The organism is Marinobacter sp. MBR-99 (assembly GCF_040547575.1).
Classification (GTDB): domain Bacteria; phylum Pseudomonadota; class Gammaproteobacteria; order Pseudomonadales; family Oleiphilaceae; genus Marinobacter.
The window spans coordinates 147,354-170,438 of record NZ_JBEPPY010000008.1 but is presented as its reverse complement, the minus strand read 5'-3'; the positions used below and the strand labels follow the sequence as shown (position 1 = coordinate 170,438).

General features: G+C 59.5%; 22 protein-coding genes. 8 read left to right on the top strand and 14 right to left on the bottom strand.

Annotated elements, in window-relative coordinates:
• The first annotated feature begins 7 nt into the window (after positions 1-7).
• A complete protein-coding gene (locus ABIE59_RS09135; RefSeq protein ID WP_354446222.1) occupies positions 8-1,516 on the top strand; it encodes a flavin-containing monooxygenase in 1,509 nt (502 codons plus the stop codon).
• Here the strand turns inward: ABIE59_RS09135 and ABIE59_RS09130 are convergent.
• From ABIE59_RS09130 to ABIE59_RS09110, 5 genes are all read right to left on the bottom strand, one after another.
• A complete protein-coding gene (locus ABIE59_RS09130; RefSeq protein ID WP_354446220.1) occupies positions 1,513-2,913 on the bottom strand; it encodes an SLC5/6 family protein in 1,401 nt (466 codons plus the stop codon). The genes ABIE59_RS09135 and ABIE59_RS09130 overlap by 4 nt on opposite strands.
• A 59-nt stretch (positions 2,914-2,972) precedes the next feature.
• Entirely contained in the window at positions 2,973-3,539 is a 567-nt protein-coding gene (locus ABIE59_RS09125) for an NADPH-dependent FMN reductase (protein WP_354446218.1), read from the bottom strand.
• A 19-nt stretch (positions 3,540-3,558) separates the two neighbouring features.
• Positions 3,559-4,230, bottom strand: a complete 672-nt coding sequence (locus ABIE59_RS09120) for an alpha/beta hydrolase (RefSeq protein WP_354446216.1) — start codon at positions 4,228-4,230, stop codon at positions 3,559-3,561.
• 50 nt (positions 4,231-4,280) lie between these two features.
• Positions 4,281-5,030 (bottom strand): ParA family protein, encoded by a 750-nt coding sequence (locus ABIE59_RS09115; RefSeq protein ID WP_354446214.1) that lies wholly within the window; start codon positions 5,028-5,030, stop codon positions 4,281-4,283.
• Positions 5,031-5,170: 140 nt separating this feature from the next.
• Positions 5,171-5,326 carry a hypothetical protein gene (locus tag ABIE59_RS09110; protein WP_197463797.1) on the bottom strand — a complete coding sequence of 52 codons (156 nt, stop codon included), beginning with the start codon at positions 5,324-5,326 and terminating at the stop codon, positions 5,171-5,173.
• Positions 5,327-5,550: 224 nt separating this feature from the next.
• Between ABIE59_RS09110 and ABIE59_RS09105 the strand changes: the two genes are divergently transcribed.
• Entirely contained in the window at positions 5,551-6,516 is a 966-nt protein-coding gene (locus ABIE59_RS09105; RefSeq protein WP_354446212.1) for a calcium/sodium antiporter, read from the top strand.
• Here ABIE59_RS09105 and ABIE59_RS09100 read toward each other — a convergent pair.
• The 7 genes from ABIE59_RS09100 to ABIE59_RS09070 form a co-directional block, all read right to left on the bottom strand.
• Entirely contained in the window at positions 6,513-7,367 is an 855-nt protein-coding gene (locus ABIE59_RS09100) for an Nmad3 family putative nucleotide modification protein (RefSeq protein ID WP_354446210.1), read from the bottom strand. The genes ABIE59_RS09105 and ABIE59_RS09100 overlap by 4 nt on opposite strands.
• Before the next feature lie 73 nt (positions 7,368-7,440).
• The gene (locus tag ABIE59_RS09095; RefSeq protein ID WP_354446208.1) at positions 7,441-8,640 is read right to left on the bottom strand and encodes a multidrug effflux MFS transporter; all 1,200 of its coding nucleotides are present in this window, start codon (positions 8,638-8,640) and stop codon (positions 7,441-7,443) included.
• A 76-nt stretch (positions 8,641-8,716) separates the two neighbouring features.
• Positions 8,717-9,154 carry a DUF4124 domain-containing protein gene (locus tag ABIE59_RS09090; RefSeq protein WP_354446206.1) on the bottom strand — a complete coding sequence of 146 codons (438 nt, stop codon included), beginning with the start codon at positions 9,152-9,154 and terminating at the stop codon, positions 8,717-8,719.
• 108 nt (positions 9,155-9,262) lie between these two features.
• Entirely contained in the window at positions 9,263-10,471 is a 1,209-nt protein-coding gene (gene glcF / locus ABIE59_RS09085) for a glycolate oxidase subunit GlcF (protein ID WP_354446204.1), read from the bottom strand.
• A gap of 2 nt (positions 10,472-10,473) precedes the next feature.
• Positions 10,474-11,541 (bottom strand): glycolate oxidase subunit GlcE, encoded by a 1,068-nt coding sequence (gene glcE, locus ABIE59_RS09080; RefSeq protein ID WP_354446202.1) that lies wholly within the window; start codon positions 11,539-11,541, stop codon positions 10,474-10,476.
• Positions 11,534-13,021, bottom strand: a complete 1,488-nt coding sequence (locus ABIE59_RS09075) for an FAD-linked oxidase C-terminal domain-containing protein (RefSeq protein WP_354446200.1) — start codon at positions 13,019-13,021, stop codon at positions 11,534-11,536. Before ABIE59_RS09075 ends, glcE begins: the two co-directional genes overlap by 8 nt.
• Positions 13,022-13,036: 15 nt before the next feature.
• Positions 13,037-13,462, bottom strand: a complete 426-nt coding sequence (locus ABIE59_RS09070; RefSeq protein WP_058090460.1) for a GlcG/HbpS family heme-binding protein — start codon at positions 13,460-13,462, stop codon at positions 13,037-13,039.
• Between the two features lie 226 nt (positions 13,463-13,688).
• Between ABIE59_RS09070 and ABIE59_RS09065 the strand changes: the two genes are divergently transcribed.
• From ABIE59_RS09065 to ABIE59_RS09040, 6 genes are all read left to right on the top strand, one after another.
• Entirely contained in the window at positions 13,689-14,450 is a 762-nt protein-coding gene (locus ABIE59_RS09065) for an FCD domain-containing protein (RefSeq protein WP_072678128.1), read from the top strand.
• Positions 14,451-14,604: 154 nt separating this feature from the next.
• Positions 14,605-15,375: an ABC transporter ATP-binding protein gene (locus ABIE59_RS09060; protein ID WP_354446198.1), complete on the top strand. Its 771-nt coding sequence runs from the start codon at positions 14,605-14,607 to the stop codon at positions 15,373-15,375.
• 87 nt (positions 15,376-15,462) lie between these two features.
• On the top strand, positions 15,463-16,215 hold the full coding sequence (locus ABIE59_RS09055) for a transporter substrate-binding domain-containing protein (RefSeq protein ID WP_138435733.1): 753 nt from the start codon (positions 15,463-15,465) through the stop codon (positions 16,213-16,215).
• Positions 16,216-16,266: 51 nt separating this feature from the next.
• Positions 16,267-16,971 carry an ABC transporter permease gene (locus tag ABIE59_RS09050; RefSeq protein WP_354446195.1) on the top strand — a complete coding sequence of 235 codons (705 nt, stop codon included), beginning with the start codon at positions 16,267-16,269 and terminating at the stop codon, positions 16,969-16,971.
• A gap of 2 nt (positions 16,972-16,973) precedes the next feature.
• The gene (locus ABIE59_RS09045) at positions 16,974-17,696 is read left to right on the top strand and encodes an ABC transporter permease (protein WP_342631158.1); all 723 of its coding nucleotides are present in this window, start codon (positions 16,974-16,976) and stop codon (positions 17,694-17,696) included.
• A gap of 130 nt (positions 17,697-17,826) precedes the next feature.
• On the top strand, positions 17,827-18,879 hold the full coding sequence (locus tag ABIE59_RS09040) for a succinylglutamate desuccinylase (RefSeq protein ID WP_354446193.1): 1,053 nt from the start codon (positions 17,827-17,829) through the stop codon (positions 18,877-18,879).
• 24 nt (positions 18,880-18,903) lie between these two features.
• Here the strand turns inward: ABIE59_RS09040 and ABIE59_RS09035 are convergent, their stop codons facing one another.
• Both ABIE59_RS09035 and ABIE59_RS09030 read right to left on the bottom strand, forming a co-directional pair.
• Positions 18,904-21,930 carry an efflux RND transporter permease subunit gene (locus ABIE59_RS09035; protein ID WP_354446191.1) on the bottom strand — a complete coding sequence of 1,009 codons (3,027 nt, stop codon included), beginning with the start codon at positions 21,928-21,930 and terminating at the stop codon, positions 18,904-18,906.
• Positions 21,930-23,012: an efflux RND transporter periplasmic adaptor subunit gene (locus tag ABIE59_RS09030; protein ID WP_286921457.1), complete on the bottom strand. Its 1,083-nt coding sequence runs from the start codon at positions 23,010-23,012 to the stop codon at positions 21,930-21,932. The genes ABIE59_RS09035 and ABIE59_RS09030 overlap by 1 nt, the downstream gene beginning before the upstream one ends.
• Positions 23,013-23,085 lie beyond the last annotated feature (73 nt).

Genomic DNA, 23,085 nt, shown 5'->3' with positions numbered 1-23,085 from the left:
TTACCTGATGAAGAACAACCAAGCGCTTCCTCAACAACAGTCGCCTGCCGACGCATTGATTATCGGGGCCGGCTTCGCCGGCCTGGGCACCGCCATTCGCCTGCAACAACAGGGCATTCGCAACATCACCATTCTGGAGCGATCAGACGATGTTGGAGGCACCTGGCGAGACAATCAGTATCCGGGAGCTGCCTGCGACATCCCCTCCAATCTCTATTCTTTCTCGTTCGCCCAGAACCCGAACTGGTCCCGAAGTTTCTCGGGAAGCCGGGAAATTCTGGAGTACATCCATCACCTGGTGAATCACTTCAACCTTCGGCAATACATCCGGTTCAACCAGAATGTCAGCAACCTGGCCTGGGACCAGGACAAGGGCCTCTGGCACGTCACTACCACAGATGGCGATGTATTTTCAGGGCGCACCGCAGTGATGGCCCAGGGGCCGCTTTCCAACCCCGGTTGGCCCGGCATCGCCGGCCTGGACGAGTTTGAGGGCAAGAAGATACACAGCGCAGCCTGGGATCACGATTACGACCTCAAGGGCAAGCGCATCGCGGTGATCGGCACGGGTGCCAGCGCCATACAGATCGTCCCGGAGCTAGCCAAATGCGCCAGCAAGCTGACGGTATTCCAGCGCACACCGCCGTGGATCATGCCACGGCCGGACTTCACTACACCGGACTGGAACAAGACGCTGTTCCGCAAAGCCCCCGTGAGTCAGACCGCCGTCCGCAAGGCACTCTATCTGGCCCATGAGTCCATGGCCTTGGCAGTCATCTGGAACTCGCCGCTGACCCGTTTTGCCGAACGCCTCGGGCGGTGGCACTTGCGCAAACAGGTGCCAGATCGCTGGCTACGCCGGCAACTGACCCCGGACTATCGCCTGGGCTGCAAGCGCATTCTGGTTTCCAACGACTACTACCCGGCCCTGCAGAAACCGAACACCAAGCTGATCACCTGGCCGATAGACCGGATCAGCCAACACGGCATTCGCACCGTAGAGGGCATCGAGCACCAGTTCGACTGCATTGTGTTTGCCACCGGCTTTGAGGTGAGCAACGCCGGTACACCGTTCCCGATTACCGGCATCGGCGGACGCTCACTGAACGAGGAATGGAAGCGAGGCGCCCAGGCGTATAAGAGTATCAACGTGTCGGGCTACCCCAATCTGTTTTTTACCTTTGGGCCAAACTCCGGACCGGGCCATAACTCTGCGCTGGTCTATATGGAATCCCAGATGGATTACATCGTCCGGAGCATTCGCACCATCAAGAGCCTCAAGATCAAAGCCCTGGATGTTCGGCAATCGGCGCAAGACGACCACAACCGAAGCATCCAGAGCCGGCTCGCCAAAACCAACTGGAATTCCGGATGCCAGAGTTGGTACCTCACCGAGGATGGATTCAACACGACGATGTACCCCGGCTTCGCAACACAATACGCGAAGCAGATGGCCGATCTGGAGCTGAAGGATTACCGCCTGCTGGCAGAAGAGACCGCGAGCGAGACCGTTTAAGGCCGCCCGACAGCCTCCTGAGCCCGGGCACCCGGATACCACCAGGCAATCAGCAAACTGACCAGACTGGATGCCAGCAAGGCGCCAAGGAACGGCGACAGTGTTGGAATGCTGTCCGGAAAGCTCGCCGCCAGCGCACCGGCGGTGAAGCTCCCCTGGCTAACCCAGCCGGGAAGCACGGCACCGAGTAACCCTGCTACGCCACCGGCCACCGCAGCCAGCGGTGACATACGGCGCCACAATCCCAGCAGGACCGGCACCACAATCGCCGCACACAGCAAGTCTGCGATCAGGAACAGCCGCAGCACGGAGAAGCCCTGAAGGGCCACCCACACCACCGGTACCATCAGCATCACCGTCGCCCAGCGGGCGGCGCGCACTGACAGGCCGCGTCTTCCCGAACTGGCCACCGCCATCGAAGCAATGGCGTTCTGCAAGGTATCGACACTGGATGCCACCAGCGTCACCGCCAGAACCAGCGCCGGCAAAGCAAGCCAGGCCGGTGCGGCGGAGAGTAATGCGAAGAATGGAATGGGAGGCTCGCCCAGTGGTAACCCATGCATGGCCGCCAGCATCCCCAGGCCACCAATGGCCATCACCACCAGAAACGTGCTGATGCCGCCCAACACCGCGCCGCGCCCAAGGGCACTATCCGTTTCAGCTGCCCACACCCGCTGCCAATAGCCCTGGTGAAACAGGTTGGCGGCGGTCACCGCAATCACCAGCGTGAGCGCCACAGACAGCGCACTGCCAACAGGCACAGAAGGCATGACCGCCACCGCAGGCATGGAAGGCAACCAGTACCAGGCCACGCCACCCACAAGCAGCAACAGGGCCAACAACAACCAGGCCTGCCAGCGGTCCGTCGCCAGGCTCGCCCTCAAACCACCGACAGAGGTATAGATCAGTGTGACCAGCGCCACACCGAGAACCACCAGTGCAGGAGGAACATCCGACAGCAGCGCGGCAATGGCGCCGATAGCGGTGAGTTCCGCCGCCAGGAAACAGGCCATGTAGGCTACCGACACCATAGACACCCAGCGCCTGACACCGGCACCGTAACAAGCCTCGGCAAACTCGCCGATACTCCGGCCTGCCGGTAACCGCTTACGGATGGCAGGGCCGTAGAACCCCAGCACCAGAAACGGTAACGCGGAGCCAACCGCATAACCCGCCAGCGCCACAGGCCCTACAAACGCGCCAATTTCCGGTGGCGCAAAAAGTATCCACGCCCCCATGCCCGAAGCCAGGAACGACAGCCCGATGGCTTGTGCACTCTGAGAGTTTCGGGCGGTGACATAGTCATCCAGCAGACCATCCGCACGCCTTGCCCGAAGGCCAAGAACAGCAAAACCGAGAAGCGCCGCGCTGAGCACGGCAACCGTTAGATAGAACAAGTCGCACTTCCTCCGCCGGTATTAACCGTATCAGGTTCCAGGGTCGGTGCCTGGCCCTCTCACTGGCGCATGGCTTTGAGCGCATCCGCCCACTTGGCCAGCTCCGCCAGCATACTGCCCCCCGAACTGGTGTGGTGGTCTGCCGGCTGGAATCTGCGATTATCATCCAGCAGCTCCCAGGGCATCTGCACCATCACGCTCTCAACCATAGGCATCATCTTCACCGTCGTGACCAGTTGCTTGGCCATCTGCGCGGAACGCAGGCCGCCGGAAACACCGCCATAACTGACAAAGGCGCAGGGCTTGTAATTCCACTCGTTGTACACATAGTTGATCGCGTTCATGAAGGAGGGCGGCGGGCAGAAATTGTATTCGGGAATCACGAACACGTAGGCATCCGCCTTGGCGACGCTCTCAGACCAGGCCTTGGTATGGTCGTGCTGGTAATTCTGCTGGCGGGGGTGGTTAGGTTCGTCATAAACCGGGAGGTTAAACTCCGCCAGGTCAATCAGTTCGCTGGTAAAACTGCCCTGCTCGTTGGCAAAACCGTTAAACCATTCGGCGATGGATGGGCCAACACGGCCAGGGCGGGTGCTGCAGATGATGGTTTGTAGCTTGAGAGGCATACCGGACTTCCTTCTTCAGTCATTGTTCAGTTTTGCTGATAAGCCGGGACAGAAACTTGTCCAAATCCCTCACTTCCTCCAGACAAAGGCTATGCTCCATACCATAGCAGTAATACTCCGGCTCATACCCAAGATCCTGCAGCTTTTGCTGCGCCGCCAGCCCCAGATGCTCCGCAACAATCGGATCAAATCGACCGTGCCCGATGAAAATCGGCAGCTTCCGATTGGCCTCACTTAATTGGATAGAGTCCACCGTGGCAAAGTAAGTGGACAGGGCAAACAGGCCGCCCAGCCGCTCCGGGTAACTCAGTGCCAGCTCATAGGCCACAGCGCCACCCTGGGAGAAACCACCCAGAATAATGTTCTCGCTGGCGATACCCCGTTCCCGTTCCTGCCGGATAAGCTCTGCCACCATGCCGGCAGAAGCACGTAATTGCTCAGTGTCTACCTTACGGTCCACATCCATCGCCAGGATGTCATACCAGGCGGGCATAACCATTCCGCCGTTGATGGTCACCGGCAACTCCGGCGCGTGCGGGAAGATAAAGCGGACAGGCTGCTCTTGGGAGAAGCGGAATTCCGGAACCACGGGTTGAAAATCATGGCCGCTGGCACCGAGGCCATGCAACCAGATGACGGTGGTCTGGGGATTGTCGCCGGTATCGATTTGCAGGGTGTTCAGGGCTGTCATCGGGCCTCCGGAAGTTCAGGTAAAGACCGGCGACTTTAACATTTTCTGAGTCAGCGAGCCCAAAGATCCTTCCGGACGCTCACCCACAGCTTACGAAACTCGACAGCGGCCGGGCTATTTGGCGCCAGCAGTTCAAGCGGCTGCCCTTCCTCCCCCATCCGTTCAACCACACTGGCGTAAGGAACGGCCGCATTCATCGGGGTACCAAGCAATTCCGTGGCCTGCTCCAGTATTTCCCTATGCAGATTCTTACGCCGGTCCACCATCGAAAAGAACGGCCGTAGCTTCTTGTTGCCCAGCTTCTTGTCTTTCACAAACTCCCGTAACTGGTTCCAGCTGTTCAGTGAAAGCCAGGTTGGCACCAGGGGCACGTAGACCTTGTCCGCCACCTCCAGTACCTGTTCGGTCAGCCGGGACAGCGTTGGCGGGCAGTCCAGGATAACCAGGCTGGTATCCTCCGAAAGCGGTGCCAGCAGATCCTTCAGGGCGTTGTGCCCTTCTTCCTGCTCCAGCTTGATATCGAAGTTACGAAAGCTGCTGTGGGCAGGAATGAAATCGAGATTGGGGTAGACGTCTTCGTGGATAAACCGGGCAATGGGGGATTTGCCTTCCAGCAGTTTGGACAGCTTGCGGCCTTTGACCATTTCCGCTCCGGCCAGATAGAAACTGGCAGCTCCTTGCGGGTCCAGATCCCAAAGCAGGGTGCTGATATTCTCGCGGCTGGCAAGGTAGGCCATGTTGACGGCAGCGGCAGTTTTACCCACGCCGCCTTTGGGGCTGTAGAAGGCAATTATTCTCATGACGGGGGCTCCTGCCGTGTCTGGTGTCAGAAAACACTACAGAATAACAGCCCCCCGCAAGGCTTCTATGAAGCTTTTATGACAAAGGAATAGCTGGAACAGGTGTGTCGCGGGTAAGAAGGGCTTTCGTAAAACCACGCTCACGCGGCTTTGCGGAAGCCCTCCATCCGCACGGCCTTGTCCCGGTTGCGCTTGTATTTGGTTTTGTCTTCAACCACCCGCATCTGATATTTTGGCGTTCTCAGTTCCCGTTGCACAGCGCTGTGCTGTGTGGCTTTCGCCTTTTTTCTGGCCATCTCGGTTTCTCCTTTGCTGGCCTGCATTGAATCTTAACCATTATATCACGTCCAAACGTTCCCAGAGCGTAAGCAATGACACTCACTGTGTGGCTCACATTTCTGGCCGCAGCGGCCCTGCCAAGCGCGCCTGAAAGGCCTGCGGCTCGTAGGTAGTTCTGTGTAATTGTGCGGCCACCGCGATTGCCGTCAAATACTCCGACATCAACCAGGTAGCCAACAACATGCTGATTGCCTCTCTCGCCATTCTTGCCGGTCTTGCCCTTCTGGTCTGGAGTGCAGACCGATTCGTTGAGGGCTCGGCCGCTGCAGCTGGCCATATCGGAATGCCGCCGTTGCTGATCGGTATGGTGGTGGTTGGCTTTGGCACCTCGGCACCCGAAATGGTGGTTTCAGCTTTGGCGGCAACCCAGGGAAATCCGGGGCTGGCGCTGGGTAACGCCTATGGCTCCAACATCACCAACATCGCTCTGATTCTGGGCATCACCGCTGTGATTGCGCCCATCGCCGTGCACTCGCAGGTCATGCGCAAGGAATTGCCGATTCTGGCCCTGGTCACCCTGTCGGCCGCCTGGCTTCTGTTTGATGGCGAGCTGAGTCGGCTCGATGCTGCCGGCTTGCTCGTACTCTTTGCTCTTCTGCTTGGTTGGAGCATCTGGTCTGGCATCAGGAAAACCAATGACACCTTCGCCACCGATGTGGACGCCGAACTTACCGCCCATGCCATGCCCATCCGCAAGGCTGCCGTCTGGCTGCTGGTTGGACTTGTCCTGCTGATTATCAGTTCCCGCATTCTGGTCTGGGGGGCGGTCGACCTGGCCACCCGTTTCGGCGTGAGTGATCTGGTGATCGGCCTGACCATTGTGGCGATCGGCACGTCGCTGCCGGAGCTGGCGTCCTCCATCATTGCGGCCCGAAAAGGCGAGCACGACCTGGCACTGGGTAATATTCTGGGCTCCAATCTGTTCAACACCCTGGCGGTGGTCGGTATTGCTGGCTCCATCGCACCCATGGCCGTGGCGGACGAGGTATTGATGCGCGATATTCCGGTGATGGTAGGTCTCACCCTTGCCCTGTTTGTACTTGGTTACGGCTTTCGGGGACCCGGGCGCATCAACCGGCTGGAAGGGGGCGGATTGCTGGCTGTCTTTATTGGTTACACGGTCTATCTGTTAACCACCGCCTTTTAAGACAACAAACCCGGGGTCAGCAACCATTTACTGACTCCCGGATACTGTTCCAGGTCCAGTACAAATTCCTGTCCCCGTGCCGCACTTTTCAGGCGACAGTATTCCGGGGAGCCATCCGGGCGCCAGCGCTCCGGTTTGTGATGGTAACTCAGCGGCACGCTATCGGCCCTCGGCATGAATGCTGCCGGCAGCCGCCAGTCCGTCACATTGGCCGCCTCCAGCGCCGTCAATCGATGCCGATTGTCCGGAGCAGACACCACCCCGGCAGCCGGTAGTTTCCCCATCAGACCTGGAATCTGCAGCCTGTCACCACTGACATACAGGCAGTTATGGGCGGATCGTGTACCGTGCAGATGTGGGTGGTAGACCGCCCATGCCGGCACAGACGCTGCTTCGCAAACAGGCCAGACCTCTCCCACCTGCAACCAGCCCCAGATGGCATGAAACGGCCGGCTTTGCGGCACGAAGCGCCAGCGCCTGCGATACCGCTCCACCTGCCGGAACAAAGCAAAGAACAGAAACAGATCGCCAGGCCCCACACCGTGGTTGGCGAGGTGCGCCTGGGCCGAGCCATGCTGGCCAAGTATCGGGCGCCAGCCTGGAAGCCGGGGGTACGCACCCTCGATCAGGTCCGGGTCCAGGTGGGCGCCTTTACGGGAGGAGCCGGAACGGCCGGTCAGTTGAGATACCAGGGGGCCAATGCTTTGGCCGTCGTGTTGAATCTGGCTATACCGGATGGGCGACTGACTATCCGGTATCGGCAGTGCCAGAGCACGTCCGTCCGGAAACACAGGGTTCGGGCAACCACCGGCAGAACTGTCGAAGCCTTTGCGGCTCAGGATAAGTTTCATAACCCAAGATTATCTACAAAAACAGAGTCGCCCAACCATTCGTTCGACACGCAGGGGTTCTGATTGCGGAATGTCAGGCCGTTTGTTCTGCAGCCTTTTCCCGGGCCACCGCCGCCGGCGCGCCCAACGACAACAAAACCGCACCAACCGAACAGGCCAACATGCTCAGGGTAATCGGTAACAGAGCCTCGCCACCATACGCCGAGGACAAGGCACTGATCGCCCCGGCCAGGGTAAACTGAGACGCCCCTAGCATAGCTGCAGCAGTACCGCCCATGTGTGGAAAGAACTCCAGGGCATTGGCCATGTTGTTGGGCACAATCCCACCCTGGCAACCTACTGCCGCGATGATAAATCCGGCCACCGCCCACAACGGGCCATCCAGCACGACCACCGACACCAGGCCCACCAGCATCACGAACTGGATGATGACCTGCACCCTTAACAGCACCACGGAAGAGAAGGTCCGCAGCAGCGGCCGATTAACCAGGTTGAGCGCTGCCATCACTCCGATATTGGCGGCAAACAGCACAGAGAACGTGCTGTTCGACAGTCCAAACCACTCCTGATAGATAAACGAGGAATGGGTGATAAACAGCATCATGCTGCTGAAACACATCACCTGGATGCCGACAAAACGCATTGTCGTGCGATGCTTGAGCACCAGCATGTAGTTGGTCACCAGGGTTCTGACCGGAGTGACTGCCCGTGGCCGGGGTTTGAGCCGGGGAAACAGGGCCAGTTGCAGGACAACGGCCAGGATGAACGCGTAGGCTGCCAGTAATACGTAGATCCAGTGCCAGTCACCCAGCGCCAGCATGAGGGCGCCCAATGACGGCGCCGCGGCCGGCGCGATGAACATGATCAGCCCGATCAACCCGAACAGCCTGGCCGCCTCCTGACCACCCACCTGATCTCTCACAATCGCGGGCACCGACACCGCACAGAACGCGCCGCCAATACCCTGGATCACCCGCCAGGCAATCATGCTGGCCAGGTTATCCGCCAGCGCGACCATCAGACTGGCCAGAGCAAACACCGCCAGCCCGATAAACAGGATGTTGCGGCGGCCATAACGGTCAGATAACGGCCCGCCCACCAGTTGGGCCATGCCCAGAGTTGCCACATAGGCGCTCAGCGTAAGGCCCACATCGGCATGGGGAATGGCAAACTCCCGGGCAATGGCCGGAAATGCGGGCAGGTAGGCATCCAGGGCCAGGGGCCCAAGTGCGACGGTCATACCAAGCAGAAGTGCAAGCTGAAAATGCGACAAGATCTACCTCCAGAGACAAGGTAGATAGCTAACAATAATTATGATCGCCTGGCAATCAGCGCTTTCCGAAAGCTAACTATTTCAGTACACACTTACGGCTGTAGGTCTGGCTCAGTTCCCGGCGACGCTGCCGCAGACTGTTGCCCCGATCGTTGCCATAACCGGCGCGAAGCCTCGCCTGCAAACGGTCCAGTTGCTTGCGGTACTGCTCGCATTGCCGGGCACGGGCTTCCTCCGCCTGCTGAGATTTGGCGTAACGATGCTTGCTGTTGGGCGCAAGCAGCCGGTCCAGTTCTTTGCGGTTCCGGGTTACCCGGTCAGACTGCCGGATATTCTCTGCCATCGGCATGGTGGTGGTCGGCCGCATCTGCACCCGATGGTGCTCGTCCAGCATCGGCGGCGTGTCGGAAAAGTGAATGGAGCCGTTGGCATCGGTCCAGCGATAGATTTCCGCCTGGGCCGGCAGACAGATGAAAAAACATAGGCAAAACGGCAGGGCCTTGGTCCTTGGCATGGGTTCACATCCTGTGAAGTTGCGGGTGATCGAGTGTCCCGGTGCCAGGCAGAAACCTGGCACCGGATCAGACTCTAACCGATCACGGGCGGCTTTGCAGGAACCCTGTCACCGGTCCAGCAATTCAATCCAATGCTGTACCGGTATCTCTGCACGGGATTCCAGGTGCAACTGACACCCGATATTCGCGGTGACGATTCGCACCGGATCATCAATGGTCAGCGCTTCCAGCTTGTTACTCAGCAGCTTCTGGCTCATCTCCGGCTGGGTGATTGAATAGGTTCCCGCCGAGCCACAGCACAGGTGCTTGTCTTTGGTAGCGGCCAGGTCAATGCCGGCACGGGTCAGCACCTGCTCCACCACACCGTTCTGTTTCATGGCGTGTTGCAGGGTACACGGGCAATGGAAGGCCACTTTACCCGCCTGGGCACTGGCTTTCAGGGGCTCCAGATCCTCCTTCAGCATAAAGGCGCCCAGATCGGTGCACAGTTCGCTCACTTTCCGGGCCTTGTTGGCGTAGACCGGGTCGTCCCTGAGCAGATGGCCGTAATCCTGTACCATGGCTCCGCAGCCGGACGCTGTCATCACGATGGCTTCCGCCCCCGCCTCGATGGCCGGCCACCAGGCATCGATATTCCGGCGCATCTGCTCCAGGCCACGCTCGTGCTCAGACAGGTGATAATTGACCGCGCCACAACAGCCAGCCTGGGGCGCTTCCACTAGGGTAATGCCCAGCTTATCCAGTACCCGGGCTGTCGCCGCATTGGTGTTGGGGGCCGCCGAGGGCTGCACGCATCCGGCAAGCCCCAGCACAATGCGGTTGTGGCTTGAAGCTGGCCAGGGGCTGGCCTGCCGGCGCGGCGGCACCTTGGTGCGGAGCTTTTCCGGCAGCATCGGCCGGAATGCCTGCCCGGCCCTCAGCAGCAAGCCGAACAACCGGCGATGGGGTAACACCCGGGTGAGCGCCCAGCGCAGCCATTTTTCTTTCGGCTTGCGGGGCAGCTCCTCTTCCAGCAAGCCACGGCTGATATCCACCAGACGACCATACTGGACACCTGAGGGGCACGTCGTCTCGCAGCTGCGGCAGGTCAGGCAGCGGTCCAGGTGCTCCCGGGTCTTCTCTGTCACTTCCCCGCCTTCCAGAAACATCTTCATCAGGTAGATCCGGCCCCGGGGGCCATCTCGCTCGTCATTCAGTTCCTGGTATGTGGGGCAGGTTGCGGTACAGAAACCGCAGTGCACACAGGCCCGGAGGATTTCTTCCGCCTCCTGGCCTTCGGATGTATTGGCAAATTGCTGAACCAGATTCGTTTGCATGATTACAACCAACTATAAAGGCGGCCGGGATTGAACAGGCCGTCGGGGTCAAACGAGTTTTTTACGCGGCGCTGAATGGTTTTCAGCGCTTCTGGTGGCGATTGCATCACCTCGCCCCGGCGGTCGCCGCCGCGGAACAGGCTGACCTGGCCACCCGCTGATCGCGCCAGTTTTTCCATGTCGGCAAGCGGGGCGTCACCCCGATACCAGCGCTGGCCGCCCACCCAGTCCATTAGCCAGGGGCCCGGTAGATCCTCGGTGGGCGCGGTTGATCCCACTGAAAAGCGCCAGAGGGGCGTCTCGGCATCGGAGAAAAACCCATGCTGCATATCCCGGATCTGCTGCCAGAAGCGGTCGCCGTCGTCGAATACATCGCCAGACCATTTGTCGGCGGTGGCCTCTACAGCCGAACGTGCGCCAGACAAACGCAGGTACACCTTGCCATCCACCCAGCAGGCGCCGGTGATGGGCTTGGGCTCACCGGCCCGGCGGTTCATGTAGTCGATCACCTCATCCATGGCCATATCCTGAACCAGGGTGACGGACGCTGCCGGTTTCGGCATCACTTTCAGGCTGATCTCGGTGATTAAGCCCAGGGTGCCCATTGCGCCAGCCTGCAACCGGGACACATCATAACCGGCCACGTTTTTCATCACCTGGCCACCAAAACGGAGGTGTTCACCCTTGCCGTTCAGCAGCCGAATGCCCAGCACCTGATCCCTCACCGATCCTGTCCAGGGGCGGGCGGGGCCAGACAGGTTACAGGCAAGCGTGCCGCCAATGGTGGATGACTCAGTGAAACGAGGCGGTTCAAAGTGCAGACACTGGCCTTCTGCCGCCAGCGCTTCTTCAATATCTTTTAGGGGTGTGCCGGCCCGCACCGTCAGAACCAGCTCAACCGGGTGATACTCCACAATGCCCGTGTGGCCGGCCAGGCTCAGGGTGTCGGCGTCTGCGCTTGGCTCACGGCCCATGAACGCCTTGCTGCCACCGCCAACAATATTCAGCTTGTTTCCGTTCTGCCGGGCCTGAAGCACCTGCTCCTGCAGTTGTTGAATCTGATCAGCCATGGCTGGCACCCGCCTGTTCGTGGTTGTGTTGCTTGTGTTCGATAGAGCGATATTCCTGGCAGAACCGCAGGGTCGGCACGCCCTTGCCCGGATTCAGGATGCCGGTGGGGTCAAAAGCGGCTTTTACATCGTGGAACTGCTGCAATTCTTCGTCGTTGAACTGCACGGCCATCTGGCGGATTTTCTCCACACCCACGCCATGTTCGCCGGTTATGCAGCCGCCCACTTCCACACACAGAGACAGGATGGCGCTGCCGAAAGCCTCGGCACTCTCGAACTCACCGGGCACATTGGCGTCAAACAGAATCAACGGGTGCAAGTTGCCGTCGCCGGCGTGGAACACATTGGCCACCCGCAGGCCAAACCGCTCGGACATGCTCTCCATTTCCAGAAGCACCTTGGCCAGGTGTCGGCGCGGAATGGTGCCGTCCATACAGTAATAGTCAGGCGAGATTCGACCAACCGCCGGAAACGCCGATTTACGGCCTTTCCACAACAGCGCACGCTCAGCCTCGCTAGAGGACGTGCGGATGGACGTAGCACCCAGTTTCCGGAACACCGCTTCTGCCTCGGCAATGTGTTCGTGCACTTCTTCTTCGGTGCCATCCACCTCGCACAGCAGCAAGGCCTTGGCGTCTCTCGGGTAGCCCGCCTGGCAAAAATCATCAGCAGCAATAATGGCGTGGCCATCCATCATTTCCAGACCACCGGGAATGATGCCATGGGCTATGACACCACCGACCGCATCGCCAGCTTTCTCAACACTGTCAAAACCGGCCATGATCACCCGCGTCACTTCCGGCTTGGGTAACAGTTTGACCTTCACCTCCGTGACCACACCCAGAAGCCCTTCGGAGCCGGTCAGCAGTGCCAGCAAGTCCATACCACAGCTGTCGAGCCCGTCGCTGCCCACCGTTACCCGATCACCTTCCGCCGTGACGATTTCGACACTCAGCAGGTTATGAACGGTGAGCCCGTATTTCAGGCAATGCACGCCGCCAGAGTTCTCCGCCACGTTACCGCCAATGGTGCAGGCAATCTGGGACGACGGGTCCGGCCCGTAATACAGGCCGAACTGGGCGGCCTCTTCGCTGATGGCCAGGTTCCGCACGCCCGGTTGCAGCCGGGCCGTCCGGGCCAGCGGGTCAACTTCCAGAATACGGTTAAACTTGGCCAGCGACAGCACCACGCCCTCTTTGTGGGGCATGGCCCCTGCGCACAAACCTGTACCGGCGCCGCGGGCCACCACGGGCACGCCCTGTTCGTGGCAAATTCGCATGACCCGCTGCACCTGCTGTACGGTCTCTGGCAGCACCACCAGCATGGGCATTTCCCGGTACATGGCCAGGCCATCGCACTCATAGGGTTTCAGGGTTTCATCATCGGTAATGACAAACTCCGGGTCGATAAAGGCCCGGAACTGTTCAGCCAATTCCGCTTTAGTTAACCCCGATTTGGTGGCATGTGATGTGGTTGTCATAACGTTCTCTAATTGTTATTGGCGCTGTTGTTCAAAGTAGTCGATACCCGCCTGGGCACAATCCATGTCCTGTTGCGGGGTGCCTGAACTCAAACCAATCCCGCCAACTACCTCGCCATTCACCAGTACTGGCAAGCCCCCACCCACCGTGCTTAAACGGCCACCCACTTCGGTATGAATACCGAAGGCCAGATTGCCCGGAACGTTGGCCGCGTTGTATTCGTGGGTGGCTTTGCGGGCGGCGGCGGCCGTAAAGGCTTTGTCCTGGGCAATGATGACACTGGTGGTTTTGCCACCGTCCATTCGTTCAAACGCCACCAGGTTGCCGGATTCGTCCACCACCGCTATACACATGGGAACACCGATGTCGCGGGCCTTTTCGCTGGCGCCTTTGATCAGGAGCCGGGCATCTTCAAGATCCAGACGATGGATGGTTAACATGGCTTCAACCTCGCTGACGTACAATTTCAGAATCTACAAACCTCAGAATACTCGCCATCAGCGCAGAGATCGTCTATCGTTTTAGCAGCTGGTCCTACCAGTTTGTTAAATCCCGAAACATGGAATAATTCGTAACCTCCCGCCATTCATGAAGTTTGGCGGTACAGGCAGCCTCAGCAAAAACGGATCCGTACAACCCGAAACTGGTCAGACCAGCAATAAGATCATGGGCATATCCAAAGAAATTTCCTACAAGCTTGAGCACCTGATTCTGGAAGGCGGCCTGGCGCCAGGGCAGAAGATCCCGTCGGAACGGCAGCTATCAACCAAACTTGGGGTATCCCGATCGGTGGTGCGCGAGGCACTGCATGAGCTGCAGGCCCGGGGCGTCATTGAAACCCGCCACGGCAAGGGCTCGTTTGTTGCCAGCATCGTGCCGGAGTCCGGCGTACAGGGCGCGAACAGCCCGTTGATGTACCTCTATCAGGGCCATACCCGCACCCTCTATGACCTGCTGGAAGTGCGGGAGCAACTGGAAGGCCAGGCCGCTTTTCTGGCGGCACAGCGGGCCACCAATCTGGACCGGCACCGGCTGACCCGGGCATTCCGCGCGCTGGAAAGCACAGACCCGCTGAGCAACGCCCGACCGGACCACGGCTTTCACCATGCCATTGTGGAGGCCTCCCACAACCCGATCCTGGTGCACATCCTGAGCGGCTTGAAAAACATGATGCTGCTGACCGTTCAGGCCTCGGTGTCTAACCTTAACCCGAAAGAAGACATGCGCCGGAAAATCATGGGCCAGCACCGGCAGCTCTACGAGGCCATCATGGCCGGCAAACCTGACCAGGCACGCAAAGTGGCCACCGCCCACGTTCGTTTTGTGCGGCAAACCATGAAAGAAATGGAGAAAGAGGGCGATGAATTGCTACGCATCCCCGCCCCGGAAGATCTCGCCGATCTGCTGAACGATTCAGGCTCACCGTGAGGTGTAAAATTGTTTGCATTGATCATTGATTAGACCAGAATGACCTACAGGCAAGTGCTTCGATTTTCACCAAAATCCAACAAAGCGGTATTGATTTCCACGGCAACAGTCCGTAAAACATGCGCCTTTGTATGACAGCCCCAGGAGTCACCCCATGGCGGAATCAGCGCCTCTGATTTGCAGGGACATCCACAAGACCTTTGACAAACTCGAAGTCCTCAAGGGCATTTCTCTGGAAACCCGCAAAGGCGACGTGGTCTCGCTGATCGGCAGTTCCGGCTCGGGCAAGAGTACCTTCCTGCGTTGCATAAACCTGCTCGAAACGCCGACCTCTGGCGACATTATCGTGCACGGTGACCCAATCCGGTTCAAAAACAACCGCAAGGGCGAGCGCATTCCCGCCGATAACCGCCAGGTGGAGCTGATCCGCGCGCGGCTGTCCATGGTGTTTCAAAGCTTCAATCTTTGGTCCCACATGACGGTACTGGAGAACATCATTGAAGCACCGGTGAATGTGCTCAAGATCCCCAAGAAAGAAGCCATCGAACGGGCCGAGGCCTACCTTAATAAAGTCGGCATCTACGAACGCAAAGATTACTACCCGGCCCAAATGTCCGGCGGTCAACAGCAGCGCGCAGCCATCGCCCGCGCCCTGGCTATGGAGCCAGAGGTGATGCTGTTTGATGAGCCCACGTCTGCTCTCGATCCGGAGTTGGTGGGTGAGGTTTTGAAGGTTATGCAGAGTCTGGCCGAGGAAGGCCGCACCATGATTGTGGTCACCCACGAGATGGCGTTTGCACGGGATGTGTCAACTCAGGTCCTGTTCTTGCATCAGGGCGTGATTGAGGAGCAGGGTTCACCGGACAAGGTCTTTGACCACCCGGAATCCGAACGCATGAAGCAATTTCTTGCTCCCAAGTTCTGAACTCCGGTGCTATCTTGAAACCGGAAACGGAATAGAAACTTCCATAAAGAATAAAGCCGTAACGGCAACTTACTGGAGAAGTGACACATGAAAAAACTGATTGTTGCAGCAAGCTGTGCCCTGGCCATGATCGCCGGCACCGCTCAGGCTCAGGACCGGAACCTGCGCATCGCATTCGATATCCCCTACGAGCCGTTCGAATACCGCGACGAGAACGGCGAGCTGACCGGTTTTGAAGTAGAGCTGGCCACCGCCATGTGCGAAGAGCTGAACGCCAACTGCGAATTCGTCATTCAGGCGTGGGACGGTATGATTCCCGGCCTGCTGGCCCGCAAGTTCGACCTGATCATGTCATCCATGTCGATCACCCCTGAGCGCGCCGAGCGTGTGCTGTTCTCCGAGCCGTACTACATCACTCCGGGCGGCTGGTTCGGCCCTGACTCCTTCAACACCGACGTAACCGACATGGACGCCATGAAGGGCAAAAACATCGGTGTGCAGCGTGGCACCACCATGGACACCTACGTCACCGAGAACATGGGCGGCGTGGTTTCCATCAAGCGTTACACCACCGCTGAAGACATGGTTCTGGACCTGGAAGGCAATCGTCTGGACGCGGTCTTTGTTGATTACCCGGTGGGTGAGCAGACCATCCTTAACCGCGAAGGTTACAAAGAGGTCGGCGAATCGGTAAAACTCGGTGACGGTGTGGGCGTTGCCATGCGCAAGCGCGATACCCAACTGGCCGAAGATATCAATGCCGCGCTCAAGAAGCTGAAAGAAGATGGTACTTATGATGCCATCATGGAGAAGTACTTCAGCTACGACATCAAGATTTAACAAGACCCCGGGAGCAGCCTGTTGGCTGCTCCCCGCTTTCCGGAATTTCCCATGCTTGATCTGAAAGGCTATGGCCCGGCCCTCGCGGAAGGGGCGTTGGTTACCATTGAACTGGCCTTCCTCTCTCTGGCCCTTGCCCTCACCCTTGGCCTGTTGGGCGCCTCTGCCAAACTCTCTGGCAACCGGGTGCTGACCGGCGTGGCAACCGCTTACACCACCCTGATTCGCGGCGTGCCCGATCTGGTGATGATGCTGTTGTTCTACTATGGCGGCCAGGTGGCGGTGAACGCGCTATCCGATTATTTATGGGAAACCCGGCAAATCGACTTTTTCTTCCAGTTCGATCCGTTCATCTCTGGCGTGGTGACCATCGGGCTGATCTTTGGCGCCTATATGACGGAAACCTTCCGGGGCGCTTTTCTGGCGGTAGACACCGGCCAGATCGAGGCCGCCAAGGCCTACGGTTTTTCCCGCTGGCACACCTTCCGCCGGGTGATGATTCCGCAGATGCTGCGCCATGCCCTGCCCGGTATCGGCAATAACTGGCAGGTGCTGCTGAAGACCACCGCTCTGGTGTCGATCATCGGCCTGACCGATATGGTGCGGGTGGCGGAAGAAGCCGCCAAGGCCGAGCGCATGCCGTTCCACTTCTTTATTCCGGTGGCGGCGGTTTACCTGGCGCTGACGGCAGGCTCTGAGTTGTTCATCAAGTGGCTCGACAAGCGGGCCAATGTCGGCGTGGTTCGGGGGAATTGAGGATGCCTGATTTCATTGCCGAATGGTTGAACACGAACGATATCTTCAATGCCATGACCATGATGGAATACTGGGATGGCATGGTGACCACCGTGCAGCTGGTGTTTCTGTCGCTGGTGATTGGCCTGGTGGTTGCAGTTCCCCTGGCGATTCTGCGTACGGTGCGCAATCCGTTTGTGTCTGGCCCAATCTGGCTGTACACCTATTTGTTCCGGGGCACGCCGCTGCTGATTCAGCTATACATTATCTATTACGGCGTGGCGCAGATTCCGGGCATTCACGAGACCTTCTGGTGGACGATTTTCCGGGAGCCTTTCTACCCTGCCCTGTTGGCCTTTACGCTGAATACGGCGGCCTATACCACGGAGATTATCCGGGGAGCGATTGTGGCGACGCCCAATGGCGAGATTGAGGCGGCCAAGGCCTATGGCATGAACTGGCTGTTGCGGATGCGTCGGATTATTCTGCCCAATGCGGCGCGGCGGGCGGTGCAGGCGTACTCAAATGAGGTGATTTTTATGCTTCATGCAAGTGCGATTGCCAGTGTGGTGACGATTGTGGATCTTACGGGGGCGGCGCGGAACATTTATTCGCGGTTTTATGCTCCTTTTGAGGCGTTTATTTTTGTGGCGCTGTTGTATATGGCGCTGACGTTCTTGTTGGTGTTTGCTTTCCGCAAACTTGAGAACTATCTGTTGCGGCATCAGCGGCCGGCTAACTCCTGAGTTCTGGCTTTTGGTGCAGGCCCCGCTAGCGGCGTTTATATTGAATTTTGGTGGATGGTCAGCCTGCCCCGCCGTCTGACCCCAAACTCATTACGGGGATTCGAGTCTTACCCTTCTTTGCGGGGAGTCTATGAACGTTTCCAACTCACTCTTTGACTTCCACCCTGACTGGCTGGCCCATACCCTCGCCAGCGCCTCTTCCGATTTACCCGAAACAAAACACCAACTCCCGGACGGCACGCAGGTTTCCCGTAAGGCCAATGGTGTTTTGTGGCTGACACCGCCAGCGGGGCGGGAGAATCCGAACAAGGAGGCGTTGATTATCTCGGCCGGGGTGCACGGTAACGAGACGGCGCCTATTGAGGTGTTGAACGGGTTGGTGTCGGAGTTGTTGGCCGGGCAGTGGACGCTGGCTTGCCCTGCGTTGCTGATGCTGGGGAACCCGGCGGCGATGTTGGCCGGGGAGCGGTTTGTGGATGTGAATATGAACCGGCTGTTTAACGGGGCCCACAGCAGGCCGGAGTACAAAGGCCTGCCGGAGGCGGCTCGGGCTCGGTTTCTGGAGGAGATGTGTCGGCAGTTTGCGATGGCACATCAGGGGCTGGCGTTGAGTCATTATGATTTGCACACGGCGATCCGGCCGTCGAAGCGGGAGCGGTTTGCGCTGTATCCGTTTGTGGAGGGTCGGTCGGTACCGGCGGAACAGTGTGAGTTTCTGCTGGAGGCGGAGGTGGAGACGCTGTTGTTGCAGCACCGGGAGTCCACGGTGTTTTCGTCGTTCACGGCCAGCCTGCTGAACGCTGAGAGTTTTACCGTGGAGCTAGGCAAGGTGGAGCCGTTTGGCAAGAATGATTTACGACGGTTCCGGGGCATTGAGCGGGCGCTTCGGCGGCGGTTTTGTGGCCAGCCGGCGCCTGCGGTTCAGGCGCCGTTTGATCATCTGACGGTGTTTGAGGTGGTGCACGAGATTCTGAATACCGGGCCGGCGTTCCGGTTTCATGTGCCGGATGATGTGGCGAATTTTACCGAATACCAGCCGGGCACGGTGATATGGGAAGACGACGAAACCCGTTATCAGGTGGGCACGGCGCCGGAGGCCATTGTGTTTCCGAACCGGGCGGTGCCGGTTGGCCAGCGGGTGGGTTTGATGATTCGGGCTAAGGGAAGTTTTGGGGCCAGGTAGTTCGTTACCCGGCCCCGGTCAGGCTCAGGCCGGGGCGTTTTCCGGTTCGGCCACTGGCAGTTTGATCAGTTTGGTGCACACAGACGGGATCACCAGCAGGGTCAGTACCGTTGAGGCCAGCAGACCGGAGATAATGGCCCAGGCCATGGGTGGCCACAGGGTGGAGCTGGAGAATGCCAGGGGCAGCAATCCGGCAACCGTGGTGGCCGTGGTTAACAGGATCGGCCGGGTTCGGCGCTCCACGGCGGTACGAACCGCATCGCGGATGCCCCTGCCCCGCTCCAGTTCCCGGTCCATCACATCAAGCAGCACGATGGCGTTGTTCACCACAATGCCCACCAGCGCAATCACTCCCAGCAGCGACTGAAACCCGAACGGCGAGCCGGACAACACAAGCCCGGGGAATATGCCCACGGTCGCCAGCGGCACGGTCAGCAGAATCACCCCCACCCGTCGGAACGAGTTGAACTGCAGCAGCAGGAAGAACAACAGCAACAAAATGCCGATGGGCGCGGCTTTCAAAAGCGCTGTGTTGGCGTCGTTGGAGCCTTCGGCGTCGCCCCCCATCTCCAGCCGCGTGCCGGCGGGCAACGGCTGATTCTCAAGAGCTGCATTCAAGCCATCCAGGGCCTGGCTGAAGCTGTAGCCGTCTTCCAGGTTAGCAGTCACAGTGTTCACCCGAACGCCGTTGCGCAGGTATCTGGCAGCCGGCTCCCAGGTGGTTTCCACGGTGGCGACAGCGGATAACGGTACGGCATCGCCCCGGTTGTTGTAGATGTTGACGGACAGCAGCCGGGACAGCGACAGGGAGGTCCCCTCGCGGGAACGCAGGATCATGGGAATCGGGTCGTCTTCCTGGCGATAACGCTCGGCCACCGCACCGAAGCTCTGGCCATAGAGGCTCTGGGCGACATCCGCCCGGCTCAGGCCATAACGGGCGGCAGTGGCGTCGTCCACGTTGATGGCAATGCTGGGCACACCGATATCCAGGTCGTTACGCACGTCCACGGTACCTTCAATACGCCTCAGCGCGGAGAACACCTGCTCCGTCGCCCGGGTGCGGGTGGCGTCGTCGGCATGGTAAACCCGGACTTCCACCGGTGCTGTCCGGGGTGGCCCCTGGCCCAGAATGCCGGCCGAGATATCCACTTCCGGCATGGTTGTCGCCGCTTCATCTCGCACCCAGTGAATAAGCCCGGTGGTGTCGGCCAGTGTCGGCGTGCGGATAACCAGCCTGGCCCGGTTGGGCGACTGGGGCGAGCGCTGAAGGTTGTAATAGAACGCCGGGCCTGTGAAGCCAACGAACCGGTGCACCTCCAGTGCTTCCGGCTGGGTGCGGATGGCCCGTTCCAGGCGCTCGGCAAATTCCGCCGTGCGGGCCTGGTCGGTGCCCTCCGGCATGTACAGCTCAACAATCACCCGGGGCCGGTCCGCATTGGGGAAGAACTGTTGCGCCATGAACGGGGTCATGGAAAGACTGATAGTCACCAGCCCTGCGCCGAGGATAATCAGGCGACCGGGATACCGGAACACCAGCCCACCCAGAAAGCGGGCGAGCCCGATCAGTCGATCACCCTGCACGTTTTTGCGGGGCTTGAGGAAACGGGCCGCCAACAGGGGCACCGCTGAAATGGCCAAAAGGTAACTGACCGACAGGGTGAGCATGATCATCACCGGCACACCCCGGGTGAAATCCGCCGCGCCACCCTTGGCCATCAGCAGGGGTGCAAAGGCTGCCAGTGTGGTGCCAGTGGACGCACCGAGCGGGCCGGCCAGCTCGCCAACCGCTTGTTTCAGGGCATCAAGGCGACGCATGCCTTCGTCCAGGTGCCCCTGAATGTTTTCGACAATAACAATCGCGTTGTCGATCAGGATGCCCAGGGAAATCACCATGCCGATCACCGCAATCTGGTGCAGCACTCCGCCGCCCAGGTCGTACAGGCCCACGCTGATCAGCGCCACCATCGGCAGTATCGAGGCCACCAGCAGGCCCATGCGAATGCCCATACCGGTGAACACCACGGCAACGATAATCAAAACCGACAACACCAGACTCCAGGCCAGGTTCACCAGGCGTTCGGCAACCTTGTCTGGCTGGAAGAACATCTCCCGGATTTCATAGGGTTCGAAATCGCCCCGAACCTGCTCTACCCGCTCGCGGATACGCTCGCCAAAGCGAATCGCGTCGGTACTGCCCTCTTCCATGATGATGGACAGCAGCACCACTCGCTCACCATCAAACCAGGTTTCCGGTTGCCGGGGTTCCGCCGGGCCCCGCCACACTTCCGCAGCGGCGGCCAGAGGCACCTGGGAGCCGTCCGGCAGTTCGATGGGGGTAGCGCGAATATCATCTATGTCAGCGAATTCGGTGTTGGGCAACACAGACAGTCGCTTGCCGTCCACCACCACAAAGCCGCCGGGAATGGTCTGGTTGCGCTGGGCCAGGGTGTCCAGCACCCGTTTCGGAGAAATGCCCAGGCGGAACAGTGCGGCATCGTCCAGGGCCAGGGTGATCTGTTCGTCGGCATCCCCCTCAAGCTCAATGCGGGAAATGCCGGGAATATCCGACAGGTTCTGTTTCAGGCGTTCGGCCACTTTCGAAAGTTCGGTTACCGAGGGCGAGCCACCCACGGCAATCACCACGGCGGGAATATCAATCAGCCGATCATCCAGGGTCATCTGGCCAACATCGTCCGGAAAGTCCTGCCGGGCCCGCTCCATGGCCTGTCGCACACGGTCCCAGGCCGGGTCGGTATCGTAGATATGGTCCCGGAGTTTGAGGCGGGAAAGCGCCACGCCGGTGCGGGCGGTACCGAAGCTGAAATCCAGTTCCTCCACCTGACGCAGTTCATCGGTCAGTGGCCGCAATACCAGGCGCTCAACCGCCTCGGCACTGGCACCGGGGTAGCTGACGGTAATCATGCCGGCACGATAGGGAAACGAGGGGTCTTCCTGCCGGGGCATGGTGCTGTAGGCCGCGATGCCCAGCAGGCACAGCATGGTCACCACCATGCCCAGCAGGCGTTGATAGTTCAGCAGTTGGCGGGCCATCAGCGGATCTCCACCCGGTCACCATCTACCAGCCGGGTAGTGCCGGCGTATACTACCTGGTCTCCCGCCTGCAATTCGCCCGGGTGCACCATCACCCGCTCACCAATCACCCGGTCGATTTTAACCGGCACCTGCCGCGCAATGGCGTCATCCACCCGGAACACACTGGTGCCCGAGTCATTTCGCACCACCGCTAGCAAAGGCACGGTTATGGCGGAGGCCCGCACCGGTGTGATACCCACCTCGACCGGTTCACCGGAACCCAGGGACTGGGGAGGCAGGCTCACCAATACCGGGTGCAGCTCACCCCGAATGGAACTGCCCTGGGCAATTTCAATGACGGTGCCGGTTTCCGCGTCCCGGTTGCGATTCTGTACAGACCAGACCGGCAACTCCTGCCCCACGCGTACGTGGCTGAGCAGATGGGCAGGCACACGCACCTCCACTTCCCGCCCCAGCGGTGACGACAATCGAATCACCGGCTGGCCGGCAGATACAAATTCATCACGCTCCACCAGCAAGGCTTCCACCTGACCGGCAAACGGCGCTTTCAATACGCTTTCTTCCAGCAAGCGGGTGGCTTCCGCCAGTGAGGCTTCCGCTGTGGCCATACTGGCTCTCAGGGAATCCCGACGGGCGGCGATCTGTTCCAGGTTCTGTTCCGACACCACACCGCGCTGGTGCAGCCGGCTGGAACGCTCCCATTCCCGCTGGGCCTGATCAAACTGGGTTTTCAGCTCTTCCAACCGTGCAGCGGCAGAATCACGGGCCGGTTCCAGGGCGGGATTGTAGAGGCGTGCCAGCACATCCCCCGGCTTCACATTCTGCCCCAGCTCTACCGGTCGCTCCCGGAGGGTGCCGCTGAGCTGGAACGTGAGGGTGGCGCGCTGGGCAGCCCGGACAATGCCGGAGAACCGTAAGGGGATTTCTTCCACCTGTCCGCCGGTCACCTCGGCCACGCGCACAGATACCGCAGCCTCCGAGGGGGCATCGGCAGTGCCACCACGGCAACCAGAGAGAACCAGAACCACCAGCGCCAGGCTGGCAAAGGAGAATGGCGCACCGCGCTTGATGAGAGACATGATATTCAGCCCCTTTCCCTGAAAAGATTGATTGTTGGCCTCCATTCCTTCGGAAACCGCCGTTTGTTTTCCG